Genomic DNA, 13,913 nt, shown 5'->3' with positions numbered 1-13,913 from the left:
TTAGGAGCTGAAACTATGCCATCTTATTTGAAAGAATACTCGATTAAGTCCCCATTGTATGGGGTGCTCGCCGCGGTCGTTTTACTTTTGGGCGTCCTGGCTTATTATAATTGGGTTATTGCACTTGTTGGATTATTAATTCTTGCTGGTTTATTTTATTTAACATTAAGAATGGTAGAAAAAAAGCAACGGAAGACAGAAGAGTATATAACGACTTTATCTTACCGTTTAAAGAAGGTAGGCGAAGAAGCGTTATTGGAAATGCCGATTGGGATCATGCTCTTTAATGAGGATTATTACATTGAATGGACCAATCCATTCCTGGCTTCTTGTTTTAGTGAAGACTCCTTGGCAGGAAGATCGCTATACGATGTTGCGGACTCGATAGTACCGTTAATCAAGCAAGAGATCGAGACAGAGACACTTACGCTCCACGATCGGAAATTCAAGGTGGTCCATAAGCGTGATGAAAGGCTTCTTTACTTTTTTGATGTGACTGAGCAAGTGGAAATCGAGAAATTATATGAAGATGAGCGAACGGCAATTGCGATCATTCTTCTTGATAACTATGATGATTTGACCCAGGGTATGGATGATCAGCGCAAAAGCAGCATTAATAGCTTGGTTACCTCACTTCTTGATAAATGGGCAAGGGATAATGGCGTTTTCTTTAAACGGGTTTCCTCGGAACGATTCATCGCTGTCTTTAATGAGCATATCCTTCAGCAGCTTGAAAAGGGGAAATTCTCGATTTTGGATGAAATCAGGGAAACGACGGCCAAGCAAAATGTCCCATTGACCTTGAGCATCGGTGTCGGCTCGGCCGTGTCATCCTTGCCGGAACTAGGTACGCTTGCACAGTCCAGCTTGGATCTCGCTTTAGGACGTGGCGGCGATCAGGTAGCCATAAAGCAAGCGAATGGAAAAGTGAAATTCTATGGCGGCAAAACCAATCCGATGGAAAAACGCACGAGGGTCCGTGCCCGTGTTATTTCGCATGCATTGAAGGATATAGTACTTGATAGCGATAAAGTCATTGTCATGGGCCATAAAAACCCGGATATGGACGCAATCGGTTCAGCAATCGGCATCTTGAAGGTTGCCCAAATGAATGAACGTGAAGGCTATATTGTCATCAACACCCAGCAGCTCGATAGCAGCGTCCTTCGTTTAATGGAAGAGATCAAAAATAAAGAAGAGCTGTATGCCCGGTTCATAACACCTGATGATGCATTTGAAATGATTACGGATGAGACGTTGCTGGTTGTGGTTGATACGCATAAACCTTCCATGGTAATTGAAGAGCGGTTATTGAATAGGATCGATAAGGTTGTGGTCATCGATCATCATCGCCGGGGTGAGGAGTTCATCAAGAACTCATTGCTCGTCTATATGGAGCCATATGCCTCTTCAACGGCAGAACTTGTGACCGAACTGCTTGAATATCAGCCGAAACGCTCAAAGATTGATATGCTGGAGTCGACGGCGCTTCTTGCAGGTATCATCGTCGATACGAAAAGCTTCACCTTGAGAACGGGTTCACGCACTTTCGATGCCGCCTCTTATCTAAGGGCGCATGGAGCTGATACGGTACTTGTCCAGAAATTCTTAAAAGAAGACGTGGACACCTATATCAAACGTTCGAAGCTCATTGAGGAAGTCATCTTTTATAAAAAAGGAATTGCCATTGCAGCGGCAAAAACCGATCAGGTTCATAATCAGGTGCTCATTGCTCAGGCTGCGGACACCCTATTGACCATGGATGGCGTTGTCGCTTCCTTTGTAATGGCTAAGCGATCTGATGATACAGTTGGCATAAGTGCGCGCTCTCTCGGTGATATCAATGTACAGGTGATCATGGAAATGTTGAATGGAGGCGGACATCTAACAAATGCAGCCACTCAGCAGGTATGCTCCATTAATGAAGCCGAAAGTCGATTGAAAGCAGCTATTGATGAATATTTAGAAGGGGGACATAAAGAATGAAAGTGATATTTCTTAAAGACGTAAAAGGTAAAGGGAAAAAAGGGGAAGTTAAAAATGTTGCAGATGGTTATGCACATAATTTCCTGCTTAAACAAGGATTGGCGGTTGAAGCAAATAATTCAAATGTAAAAACTTTGGAAGCCCAGAAAAATAAAGAAGAATCACTTGCAGCAGAAGAGCTGCAGCAAGCTGAAGAATTGAAAGTGCAGCTAGAGAAGTTAACGGTTGAACTATCAGCCAAAGCCGGTGAGGGCGGGCGTTTGTTCGGTTCAATCACGACTAAACAAATTGCCTCGGAGCTTCAGAAAAAACACGGTATCAAGATAGATAAACGTAAAATGGAGCTTGCTGACGGCATCCGTTCTTTAGGGCATACAAAGCTTCCAGTCAAGCTTCATCCTGAGGTCACTGCGACACTGACTGTGCATGTGAAAGAAATTAACTAATTTTAGCTGTTTCATATCTGTGAAAAATTGATAAAATAGAGATAGACGAAAAATGTGATTGGGCATGTTGTCCTTTCACTTTTTTCTTTTTTACTAGAAACATATAAAAGGTATCCTCTTAGATTGGGAGGTTTTAAGATATGATAGAACAATTTCAGGATAGGATTCCCCCTCAAAATATAGAAGCCGAACAGGCTGTATTGGGAGCCATTTTTCTAGAGCCCTCTTCATTGACCGTTACATCGGAAGTTTTGATTCCGGAAGACTTTTACAGAAGCTCTCATCAAAAGATTTTTAATGTGATGCTAAAATTGAATGACGAAGGAAAAGCTGTCGATTTGATTACGGTGACAGAGGAACTGGCTGCGACAAAAAACCTTGAAGAAGTTGGCGGTGTTTCTTATTTAAGTGAATTGGCCGGATCGGTGCCTACCGCGGCCAATATTGAATATTATGCCCGCATCGTCGAGGAGAAGTCATTGCTGCGTCGTTTGATCAGGACAGCGACCAACATCGCTCAGGAAGGCTACAGTCGCGAGGACGAGGTCGAGGAGCTGCTCGGGGAAGCAGAAAAAACGATCATGGAAGTGGCCCAGCGTAAAAATTCCGGGTCTTTTCAAAATATTAAAGATGTATTGGTAGCGACGTACGATAACATAGAAGTTTTGACTACCCGTAAAGGGGATGTCACGGGAATACCGACAGGGTTTGCTGAACTGGATCGAATGACAGCAGGGTTCCAACGTAATGACCTCATTATAGTGGGTGCCCGTCCTTCGGTTGGTAAAACCGCTTTTGCATTGAATATCGCTCAAAACGTTGCTACCAAAACGGAGGAGAATGTAGCGATTTTCAGTCTTGAAATGGGTGCAGAGCAGCTCGTTATGCGTATGCTCTGTGCTGAAGGGAATATCAACGCCCAGAATTTACGGACAGGTTCCTTAACTGATGAGGATTGGCGTAAACTGACGATGGCGATGGGAAGCTTGTCGAATGCAGGCATTTATATCGATGATACCCCTGGTGTGAGGATTGGTGAAATCCGTTCAAAATGCCGTCGTTTGAAGCAGGAACATGGCCTTGGCATGATATTGATCGATTACCTGCAGTTAATTCAAGGCGATGGTCGTTCAGGCGACAACCGTCAGCAAGAGGTATCCGAGATTTCACGTTCACTCAAAGCGCTCGCCCGTGAACTTAAAGTGCCCGTCATCGCCCTTTCCCAGCTATCGCGGGGAGTGGAGCAACGTCAGGATAAGCGCCCGATGATGTCTGATATCCGGGAATCCGGGAGTATCGAGCAAGATGCTGATATCGTAGCATTCTTATACCGTGATGATTATTATGATAAAGAATCCGAGAATAAAAATATCATTGAAATCATTATAGCGAAACAGCGTAATGGTCCGGTAGGCACGGTTTCGCTTGCATTCGTGAAAGAATATAATAAATTCGTTAACCTCGAACGCCGCTTCGATGATGATTCGATGTCTCCCGGCGCTTAGAAAACTGCCTGCCATTCATGCGATGGCGGGCTTTCTCTGTTTCGGGAAAAAGAAAGGCCGTTATGATAATAGAAAAAGAAATCAGAGGGTACAATAATGTTTGACAATCCAAAAAAAACGGAAAGAAATTTCTTATATTTACGAACAAAGAATTTTTTAAAAAGTTTATTGTTCGGATTTTGTATTGACTTCCAGTTTGGATTATTGATAAAATAGGTTTGTTTGATAAGAACCGGTTAATGATCGGTATTACGTGAACCTTTGGAGGTGCTTTATTCAGATGTCATCAGTTGTAGTAGTCGGTACACAATGGGGAGACGAAGGTAAAGGTAAAATAACAGATTTTCTATCCCAGAATGCGGAAGCCATCGCTCGTTATCAAGGTGGAAATAATGCAGGGCATACAATAAAATTTAACGGCGTTACCTATAAACTGCATTTAATTCCGTCAGGGATTTTTTATAGTGATAAGATTTGTGTCATTGGAAATGGTATGGTGGTTGATCCAAAAGCTCTTGTAGAGGAGCTTGCTTATTTACATAGCCATGGGGTGAGTACGGATAATCTTCGTATCTCGAACCGTGCACATGTCATTCTTCCTTACCATATCAAATTGGATGAAGTCGAAGAAGACCGTAAAGGCGCCAACAAAATTGGAACGACTAAAAAAGGAATCGGCCCTGCATATATGGACAAAGCTGCTCGTAACGGAATCCGCATGGCAGACCTTTTGGACCGTGAAATTTTCGAGGAAAAATTGTCTCAAAATCTTGTCGAAAAAAACCGTATGTTCGAACGTTTCTATGAAACGGAAGGTTTCAAAATCGAAGATATCTTGGAAGAATACTATGAGTACGGACAACAAGTGCAGAAATATGTTTGTGATACATCCGTTGTATTGAATGACGCACTTGATGAAGGAAAACGGGTATTATTCGAAGGGGCACAAGGTGTTATGCTTGATATCGATCAAGGAACATACCCATTCGTCACTTCATCTAACCCGGTTGCAGGTGGAGTTACGATCGGTTCTGGTGTAGGTCCTACGAAAATCAACCATGTGGTTGGAGTATGTAAAGCATATACAAGCCGTGTGGGCGATGGTCCTTTCCCTACAGAATTACATGATGAAGTCGGCAACCAAATCCGGGAAATTGGCCGGGAATATGGGACGACTACAGGGAGACCTCGCCGTGTAGGCTGGTTTGACGCTGTTGTCGTCCGCCATGCTCGCCGTGTCAGCGGGATTACCGATTTATCATTGAACTCGATTGACGTATTATCAGGTCTTGATACGGTCAAAATTTGTGTGGCTTATGACTACAAAGGCGAGATCATTCATGAGGTTCCAGCAACTTTGAAAGCGATTGGCGAATGTAAACCAGTCTATGAAGAGCTGCCAGGCTGGTCAGAAGACATCACAGGCTGCAAATCATTGGATGAACTTCCAGAGAACGCTCGCCACTATGTAGAGCGCGTATCTCAATTGGTAGGCATTCCTTTGACTACTTTCTCTGTCGGTCCTGACCGTAACCAAACTAATGTCGTGAGAAGCCCTTGGCGTCTAGCGTAATTCATGAAAAAAGAGCTGGCTTTTTTTGCCGGCTCTTCTTTCATTATTTAGATTAATGCATCATCTGTCACATTCGGGAGGTCCGGGATACCAAATGAATGGATTAAACTGTAGGGAAAATGAAAAAGACAAGAAAAAAATAATTTTATTTCAAAAAACTATTGCCTAAACTATACTAACCATGATATTATCAAAAGCGTCGTCACAATAGAACAAGCCATTAACAAGCTGCAGATGTTAAGTTCACATCATGCAAAGAAACATTTCATTAGAACGAGCCATTAGCTCAGTTGGTAGAGCATCTGACTTTTAATCAGAGGGTCGAAGGTTCGAATCCTTCATGGCTCACCATTTTTTCCGGCCCATTGGTCAAGCGGTTAAGACACCGCCCTTTCACGGCGGTAACACGGGTTCGAATCCCGTATGGGTCACTTCTTTATATAAATGCTTTACTGGTCCCGTGGTGTAGCGGTTAACATGCCTGCCTGTCACGCAGGAGATCGCGGGTTCGATTCCCGTCGGGACCGCCATTTTATTTTTATACTAAAATAGAATATTTGGCTCAGTAGCTCAGTCGGTAGAGCAAAGGACTGAAAATCCTTGTGTCGGCGGTTCGATTCCGTCCTGAGCCATCCTTTTATAAACGCCTTTCCTTTAGGGCGTTTTTTTGTTTGCATTCAGATGTATTTTGAATGAAATACTGTTAATAGATTGTTAACGATTTGTAACATACCAATTTGGACCAATTTGTCATATAACTCGCTTTCAACCTTACTGGGCTTAGGTCCACCCCTTTTTCCGCAGTTTATTGAACCTTTCCCACTACCATATTTATTGGTACATGTTGTCACCATTTATACAGTTCTATTACATTATGAAGTCTGTTTCTTGTTTTTTTTCTTAATATGGTAGAGTTATGAGTGATAAAAATCATTATAGCAATCAGTCATGAGCATGTGGATATTTAAATTGGACTAATAAAACTCAAAATAAATTTGATTAGTTTCTTAATTGGTGACTGAGCCGTTAAGGAGGACAATATATGTTTAGCTCAAAAGGTAAGGGGATCATCCTGTTGATGGTTTCCGTCATTTTAGTGCTTGCAGGAAATCGGGCAACTGCTGCTGGGCTATCGGAAACTGCAACCATACAGCATGTTTATCTTAACGATGAGTTCGTCGGAAGTGTCACGGATGAAACGGAAATCGAAAAGATCGTAGCCGATAAAGTGGAAGAAGCACAGGAAGATTATCCTGACTTTACATTCGATAAGGAGAAACAGCTGACTTTTGTACCTGAAGAGGTATTCGATGAAGAGGTAAAAGAGGATCAGGCTGTTAAGGGAATTCAAGATCAGTTGAATGTGAAGGCAGAGGCGTATGAAATCGACATAGATAATCAGGCGGTCGCTTACGTTGCGTCAAAGGAAGATGCCGAGGATGTTCTGGAGAAAATCACTTTATTATATGTAGATGAAGAGGAATACGCTGAATACGAATCAGGTAAAAAAGAAAGTGAAAAAGATGCGGATCCGTTAAAAGAGCCAGGAAGCAGAATTCTGAACATCGAATTTTCACTTCCAGTTACGTCTATAAAGACAATGGTATATCCAGACGAAATCAAGAGCGTCGATGAAACCCTTTCCATGATAGAAGAAGGAAAGGAAGAAACGACGATCTATGAGGCTAAGGAAGATGAAGATCTTGAAGCCATTGCCACTAGGCATGATATGGACCTGGATCAACTGCTGGAGCTGAATCCGGGACAGGATGAGAATAAAGGTATTAAAGAGGGCGAGCGTCTCTATGTGACCGAGCGTACCCCCTATGTGAACGTAATGGTAGAAAGAGAAGTATTTAAAGAAGAGAGAATTCCTTTTCAAAAGAAAGTGAAGGAGGATGACGAACTTCCAAAGGGCGAGATCATTACTGATCAAATGGGGAATGAGGGGATTCTTGCGTTCACCTATAATGTAACTGAAACAAACGGAAAGAAAATCAGTGAAACGATCGTAAAAAAAGAAGTCACGGAAAAAGCCGAAACGGAAATCACCAGAAAAGGCACCAAGGTCATTCCTTCACAGGGAAGCGGTACATATTCATGGCCTGCAGATGGGGGCTATATTTCCAGTAAGCAGGGCCAGCGCTGGGGGAAACTTCATAAAGGTATTGATATTGCCCGTCCGACCACCAGGACCATAACGGCAGCAGATCATGGGATAATCGAAACTGCCGGAAACTCCGGAGGATATGGAAATAAGATAACGATCAATCATAATAACGGGTATAAGACAGTGTATGCCCATTTGGATTCAATAGATGTAAAAGCAGGACAAAAGGTTGAAAAAGGCATGAAAATCGGCATGATGGGTTCAACAGGGCACTCGACTGGTGTCCACCTCCATTTTGAAATATATAAAAATGGATCTCTCATTAATCCGCTAAACTATATAAGTCAGTAACCGGTGGAAGTCTTCGAAAAATATTCGAAGACTTCTTCTGCTTCATACATAGATGAGAATAATAGGAAAAAGGTGATTTAATGCCTATAAAATGATAAAGTAGAATAGAGACAATTTGCTTTCATTCCGGTGTTCAGCCCCTTTTATTGGGTATATATATATATAACTTTGCTGAAACAGGTTGCGAAGATTGGTGCAAGCAGAAGGAAAAGTGAATGAGGTCCCGGATAAGGACACGGTTTTTAATAGATTCAGTTCAGTTATTAAAAAGGAGATAAGTACATGGATAAAAAGATTCTGGTAGTGGATGACGAAAAGCCAATTGCTGATATATTACAATTCAATCTAAAAAAAGAAGGCTATGAAGTTTTTTGTGCTTATGATGGCAATGAAGCCCTCAAAATGGTAGAAGAACGGCAACCTGATTTGATTTTACTTGATATCATGCTGCCGCAGCGCGATGGGATGGAAGTTTGCAGGGAAGTAAGGAAGAAGTATGAAACGCCGATCATCATGTTAACGGCAAAAGATTCAGAGATAGATAAGGTCTTAGGATTGGAGCTTGGTGCAGACGACTATGTGACAAAGCCTTTTAGTACCCGGGAAATAATTGCCCGCGTTAAGGCGAACCTTAGACGTCAGCAAGCTGTTCCGGTTCCCGATCAAGAAAATGAACCGAAGGAAATTACGATAGGCACGCTCACTATCCATCCGGATGCCTATGTGGTATCCAAGCGTGGCGATACGATAGAATTGACGCATCGTGAATTTGAGTTGCTTCATTACTTAGCGAAGCACATCGGTCAAGTCATGACAAGGGAGCACTTATTGCAAACCGTGTGGGGCTATGATTATTTTGGTGATGTGCGGACGGTCGATGTAACGGTCAGACGTCTTCGTGAGAAGATTGAAGACAATCCAAGCCATCCTGGCTGGATTGTAACTAGAAGAGGGGTCGGTTATTACCTGCGTAACCCTGAACAGGAGTAGTTTCTATGAAAAAGGTTGGTTTTTTTCGCTCAATTCATTTTAAATTTGTTCTGATTTATGTTTTGCTCATTTTCGTGGCGATGCAAATAATCGGGGTATATTTTGTTGGGGAATTGGAAGAAAATCTTGTCGGGAACTTTACGAAATCAATAAAAGGCCACGTTAACCTGCTTACCTACAGCATTGGTGAAGAAATGGAAAAAGAGAGGGGAGAGGAAGATCCAACCCTCGAAGAAGCGATTGATACGATATTGAGAGACCGGGATAATTCATCGAATGATATTTCGGAAGTACGTGTCATCGACACCCGCAGCAGACGCGTGATCGGTACTTCAGCCCGAGGTAACCAGGATATTGTAGGGAAGAAGACAACAGAGGTCCTTATCAAGAATACGCTCATTTATGGAAAAGAAGATAATGATATATTTCGGGATAAGAAAACAGGCAGGCGGCTCTGGGTCCTTTCGACACCCGTTGAAGCAAATGGGGAGGTCATTGGTGCCGTCTATGTAATAGCTGAGATGGAAAATGTCTTTGAGCAGATGGATGAAATCAATAGCATCTTCATGACGGGTACGGCCATCGCCTTAGTCATTACGGCGATCTTGGGGATCCTGCTCGCACGAACGATCACTAGACCAATGTCTGATATGAGAAAACAGGCCCTGGTGATGGCAAAAGGGAATTTCTCCAGAAAAGTCAGGGTATATGGCGATGATGAAATTGGCCAGCTTGCCGTCACTTTCAATAATTTGACCAAAAAGCTTCAAGAGTCGCAATCAAGTACAGAAGGAGAGCGGCGGAAGCTATCATCTGTACTGGCCAATATGACGGATGGCGTAATTTCAACGGACAGGCGCGGTCGGGTGAACTTGATTAATGAACCTGCGGCACAATTATTGAATGTCTCGCGTGAAACCGTCATGAATCAACCGATCATTGAGGTTTTGGGTCTTGAAGAAGAATATAAATTTGATGATTTACTGGAAGAGCGAGAGTCCGTAATCCTTGATTACAGCAAAAAAAATCGGCCTTTCATTTTGAGGGGGAACTTTTCGGTCATTCAAAAGGAAACGGGATTCGTTAATGGTTTGATTACTGTTTTGCATGATATAACAGAGCAAGAGAAAATCGAGAGTGAACGCAGGGAATTTGTTGCCAATGTATCACATGAACTGCGAACTCCGCTAACGACGATGAGAAGTTACCTGGAGGCATTGGCTGAAGGTGCATGGAAGGACGAGGAAATCGCTCCATCCTTTTTAAGTGTGACCCAAAATGAAACGGAGCGAATGATCAGGCTTGTTAATGATCTGTTACAGCTTTCGAAAATGGACAGTAAAGATTACAGGCTTAAAACAGGCTGGGTGAATTTCAATAAATTCTATGACCACATCATCGATCGTTTTGAAATGACGAAAAATGATGACATCACGTTTAAGCGTGATTTGCCGAAGGAAGCTTATTTTGTGGATATTGATGAAGATAAAATTACCCAGGTTCTCTATAATGTAATCTCCAACTCATTAAAGTACTCGCCTGAAGGGGGTCAAGTGACTTTCCGCGTCAGGGCATCTGATGGCTTTATCATTGTGAGCATTACAGATCAAGGAGTGGGTATCCCGAAAAACGTCATTGATAAAATTTTCGACCGCTTCTACCGTGTGGATAAAGCAAGGGCCCGTAACTTAGGCGGGACAGGGCTTGGTTTAGCGATTGCAAAAGAGATGGTCGTGGCGCATGGCGGGAAAATATGGGCGGAAAGTGTGGATGGAAAAGGAACTACCGTGTTCTTTACACTTCCTTACGAACAGGAAGAAGAGGATGATTGGTCATGAATTTTGAACGTGCAAAAAGTATCATACTGATTATTTTGGTTGGGACAAGCATTTTTTTGACATGGAGCATTTGGACTTACGAGCCTGAATATGATCTATTTGAACAATCGTCGGAATTTATAAAGATTAAAAGCGATGTCCAGATTGTCAGTGATGTCATTAAACCAGTCAGTATCCTTTTCCATGGCAATGGGCAGCATTTCCAGACTTCCAATCCGGCAGAAATTAATGAAATGGAAAAACAATTTTCGCAATGGCGTTTCAGAGGCTTAAAAGAGGTATCCGTAAAAAGGCTGCAAAGGAAATTTGACGATTTTGTCCATGAAGATGGGTCGATTGAAATCGAATTTTCCGATGATATTCCCATCGCTCTTTATAAAACGGTATTGAATATAACGGATAAGGAAGTGCCTGAATTTTCGTTTGATCGAATCATCATTAAACAAAAGGATATCAGCGGTAATGAATCTGCCGTTTATTTTGTTTCCTATGATCAAGAGAAGATTTATCAAGCTATGGTGGACTCTAAAAAACTAAGGAATTTCATGGATTCATTTTATAGGGGTTCCTACGATAAGCACCCTGAATACACGGCCGAAACGATAAACAGCAAAAGGACGCTGTTCGTCCCGGAAAACCCAGTGGAGATCAACAGACTTGAATATTATATTGACTATTTGGATATTGGAAACTTGAAAAATGCGTTATTTAACTATCCGAAGTTCGTACGCCAGGAATCCGTTTCGGTCGGTGAGGAATACACGGATGGAACAAGACTTATGACGGTCAATAAAGAGAATTACTTAATTTCTTATATCAATCCGGCACAAAAGTTATTTGGCAGGTCCAGTGACCTTCTGCAAAAAAGCATCGATTTCATCAATGATCATGCTGGTTGGGAAGATAACAATTACCGCTTTGCCTATATGTCGGAGAATGAACAACGAGTGGTATTTCGCTTATTCGTGAATGGTTATCCGGCTTTCAATGATTATGGAATGACTGAAATCGAGCAAATTTGGGGGAAAGAAGAAATTTATAGCTATGACCGCCCGTACTTTTCACTTGACTCAGTCCTCCCGTCAGAAGGATCACCAAAGACTTTACCAAGCGGTAAAGAAGTATTGAATAAGCTGAAATCGAAAGATAATATCGATTTCAAAAGCGTGGAGGACATCTCGATTGGTTATAGATTGAATAAATCCCTCGATTCCAAACTTGTGACTCTAGTTACACTCGAGCCCACTTGGTATTATCGTATCGGCGATAAATGGTTTATTGTGCCTTTTGAAGAAGGAGGCGATCAAAGTGGATTGGAATAATACAAAGTCGATATTCATCATGGTTTTCTTCATTTTGAATATTTTTCTTCTTTATCAATTCCTGGAAAAGATTAATGACTCCCAATTAGAAAGCTTTACGGAGCCCCTTACGGATGAACTTTTAAAAGAAGATGAGATTACAATAGAAACCCCACTTCCGAAACAAAAGTTGAAGGATCAATTCCTGATTGCCCAAAGCAAGACCTTCGAGAAGAAAGATATACAGCACCTAAAGAATCAAAAAGCAAAAATCATCGATGATAAGAAGCTTGTGGGTACATTTAAGATACCGGTTGGCATGAAAGCGGAAATTAATGCTGCAGACCTTGATATATTCCTGAAGGAGTATATATTAAATGGAAGCGAGTATCATTTTTGGAGCTATGATGAAATAAGCCAGACCATCACCTGCTATCAAGTGGCAGATAAAAAGATGTTTTATAATAATAGTAAGGGTAAGGTCACTTTATATCTGAACAAGAAGGGTGAAATCGTCTCCTATGAACAGATGTATTTAGAGGGGATCGAAAAATTCAACAAACCTAAAGAATTGGTATCTGCTTTAACTGCTATTGGAGCATTGTATGATAATGATGATATTGCTCCCAAAAGCAAAGTCACGAATGTAAAATTAGGTTTTTACAATTCGCTGCAGACGACATCTGTGTCACATTTACTTGTGCCAACATGGTGGGTGGTCATTGATGACGAAACGGATCTCTTCGTGAACGCTTTTGATGGAGAGGTCATTGAATTGAATACAGAAGAAAAAATACTGGAGTGAGTATAGATGACAATGCATTTTAGTGTTCTCGCAAGCGGGAGTACAGGAAATGCCTTTTTCGTGGAAACGGAGGATCAATCATTCCTCGTCGATGCCGGCTTAAGCGGTAAAGCCCTGGAAGCGTTGTTTCAGGATATAGGCCGTGATATGTCAAAGCTATCCGGTATCCTTGTTACCCATGAACACAGCGACCATATTAAAGGTCTTGGCGTGGTTGCCAGAAAACATAAACTCCCGATATATGCGAATGCAAAAACATGGAATGCCATGGATCGATCGATCGGTGAAATTGCAACCGAACAAAAATTCACATTTGAAATGGAACAGGTCAAAACGTTCGGCAGCCTTGATATAGAATCTTTCGGCGTTTCACATGATGCGGCAGAGCCGATGTTTTACGTGTTTCATCATGACGATAAGAAACTTGTGGTCATTACCGATACAGGGTACGTAAGTGATCGGATGAAAGGAATCATCTCTAATGCCGATGCATATGTATTCGAAAGTAACCATGATGTGTCCATGCTGAGGATGGGTAAATATCCATGGAGCATCAAGCGCCGGATATTAAGTGATGTCGGACATGTTTGTAATGAAGACGCCGCCCTTGCCATGAGTGAAGTGGCCGGTGATAAGACCAAGCGGATTTACTTGGCCCACTTAAGCCTTGATAACAATATGAAGGATCTAGCAAGAATGTCGGTGGAACAAACGTTAAAGACAAAGGGGATCATCGTAGGTGAACAATTTTCCTTATATGATACTGACCCGAAAAGACCAACGGAACTTGTTACATTATAAATAAAAGGAATGGATGAGGGATACCTTGTCCATTCCTTTTTATTTTTAAAAATTTCGATTCGTAAGTTACGAATCGGATTAAAAGGGGTATCGTTTGGTTAGAACTGTATAGGTAAAAGAAAAATGGCTGTATATTAGTCAATTTTAAGTTTTCCCTTAAATAAAAGCATGCATTTTTTTAGAAAAAATTCGGTAATTGAGTATAAT

10 protein-coding genes and 4 tRNA genes are annotated in these 13,913 nt (G+C 41.8%); all 14 read left to right on the top strand.

Annotated features, from left to right (window positions below; all coding sequences use genetic code 11):
- The first annotated feature begins 15 nt into the window (after positions 1-15).
- The 14 genes from OSJ91_RS27755 (at position 16) to OSJ91_RS27690 (ending at position 13,706) form a co-directional block, all read left to right on the top strand.
- Complete coding sequence (locus OSJ91_RS27755; RefSeq protein ID WP_350300813.1) at positions 16-1,986, top strand: DHH family phosphoesterase; 1,971 nt, start codon at positions 16-18, stop codon at positions 1,984-1,986.
- Positions 1,983-2,432: a 50S ribosomal protein L9 gene (rplI, locus tag OSJ91_RS27750; protein ID WP_101223970.1), complete on the top strand. Its 450-nt coding sequence runs from the start codon at positions 1,983-1,985 to the stop codon at positions 2,430-2,432. The genes OSJ91_RS27755 and rplI overlap by 4 nt, the downstream gene beginning before the upstream one ends.
- A 140-nt stretch (positions 2,433-2,572) precedes the next feature.
- A complete protein-coding gene (gene dnaB, locus OSJ91_RS27745; RefSeq protein WP_063234298.1) occupies positions 2,573-3,937 on the top strand; it encodes a replicative DNA helicase in 1,365 nt (454 codons plus the stop codon).
- A gap of 280 nt (positions 3,938-4,217) precedes the next feature.
- The gene (locus tag OSJ91_RS27740) at positions 4,218-5,510 is read left to right on the top strand and encodes an adenylosuccinate synthase (protein WP_076368493.1); all 1,293 of its coding nucleotides are present in this window, start codon (positions 4,218-4,220) and stop codon (positions 5,508-5,510) included.
- Between the two features lie 275 nt (positions 5,511-5,785).
- A tRNA-Lys gene (locus OSJ91_RS27735) sits at positions 5,786-5,861 on the top strand.
- A gap of 8 nt (positions 5,862-5,869) precedes the next feature.
- A tRNA-Glu gene (locus tag OSJ91_RS27730) sits at positions 5,870-5,941 on the top strand.
- A gap of 23 nt (positions 5,942-5,964) precedes the next feature.
- A tRNA-Asp gene (locus OSJ91_RS27725) sits at positions 5,965-6,040 on the top strand.
- A 29-nt stretch (positions 6,041-6,069) separates the two neighbouring features.
- Positions 6,070-6,142 (top strand) — tRNA-Phe (locus tag OSJ91_RS27720).
- A gap of 410 nt (positions 6,143-6,552) precedes the next feature.
- Positions 6,553-7,971 carry a peptidoglycan DD-metalloendopeptidase family protein gene (locus tag OSJ91_RS27715; RefSeq protein ID WP_485890806.1) on the top strand — a complete coding sequence of 473 codons (1,419 nt, stop codon included), beginning with the start codon at positions 6,553-6,555 and terminating at the stop codon, positions 7,969-7,971.
- 282 nt (positions 7,972-8,253) lie between these two features.
- Positions 8,254-8,961, top strand: coding sequence for a response regulator YycF (gene yycF / locus OSJ91_RS27710; protein ID WP_034316131.1), 708 nt, complete (start codon positions 8,254-8,256; stop codon positions 8,959-8,961).
- Positions 8,962-8,966: 5 nt separating this feature from the next.
- Positions 8,967-10,799: a cell wall metabolism sensor histidine kinase WalK gene (gene walK / locus OSJ91_RS27705; protein ID WP_485890805.1), complete on the top strand. Its 1,833-nt coding sequence runs from the start codon at positions 8,967-8,969 to the stop codon at positions 10,797-10,799.
- The gene (locus tag OSJ91_RS27700) at positions 10,796-12,121 is read left to right on the top strand and encodes a YycH family regulatory protein (protein ID WP_350300810.1); all 1,326 of its coding nucleotides are present in this window, start codon (positions 10,796-10,798) and stop codon (positions 12,119-12,121) included. Before walK ends, OSJ91_RS27700 begins: the two co-directional genes overlap by 4 nt.
- A complete protein-coding gene (locus OSJ91_RS27695) occupies positions 12,108-12,905 on the top strand; it encodes a two-component system regulatory protein YycI (protein ID WP_350300809.1) in 798 nt (265 codons plus the stop codon). Before OSJ91_RS27700 ends, OSJ91_RS27695 begins: the two co-directional genes overlap by 14 nt.
- 6 nt (positions 12,906-12,911) lie before the next feature.
- The gene (locus OSJ91_RS27690) at positions 12,912-13,706 is read left to right on the top strand and encodes an MBL fold metallo-hydrolase (RefSeq protein ID WP_350300808.1); all 795 of its coding nucleotides are present in this window, start codon (positions 12,912-12,914) and stop codon (positions 13,704-13,706) included.
- The last annotated feature ends 207 nt before the right edge of the window (positions 13,707-13,913 follow it).

The sequence above is a fragment of the Bacillus sp. T-10(2022) genome, assembly GCF_056502895.1.
This window is presented reverse-complemented; position numbering and strand designations above follow the sequence as displayed.

Bases quoted from the DNA above. Each gene is read 5' to 3' on its own strand.
- OSJ91_RS27755 (WP_350300813.1), top strand. From the start codon at position 16: ATGCCATCTTATTTGAAAGAATACTCGATTAAGTCCCCATTGTATGGG.
- rplI (WP_101223970.1), top strand. From the start codon at position 1,983: ATGAAAGTGATATTTCTTAAAGACGTAAAAGGTAAAGGGAAAAAAGGG.
- dnaB (WP_063234298.1), top strand. From the start codon at position 2,573: ATGATAGAACAATTTCAGGATAGGATTCCCCCTCAAAATATAGAAGCC.
- OSJ91_RS27740 (WP_076368493.1), top strand. From the start codon at position 4,218: ATGTCATCAGTTGTAGTAGTCGGTACACAATGGGGAGACGAAGGTAAA.
- OSJ91_RS27715 (WP_485890806.1), top strand. From the start codon at position 6,553: ATGTTTAGCTCAAAAGGTAAGGGGATCATCCTGTTGATGGTTTCCGTC.
- yycF (WP_034316131.1), top strand. From the start codon at position 8,254: ATGGATAAAAAGATTCTGGTAGTGGATGACGAAAAGCCAATTGCTGAT.
- walK (WP_485890805.1), top strand. From the start codon at position 8,967: ATGAAAAAGGTTGGTTTTTTTCGCTCAATTCATTTTAAATTTGTTCTG.
- OSJ91_RS27700 (WP_350300810.1), top strand. From the start codon at position 10,796: ATGAATTTTGAACGTGCAAAAAGTATCATACTGATTATTTTGGTTGGG.
- OSJ91_RS27690 (WP_350300808.1), top strand. From the start codon at position 12,912: ATGACAATGCATTTTAGTGTTCTCGCAAGCGGGAGTACAGGAAATGCC.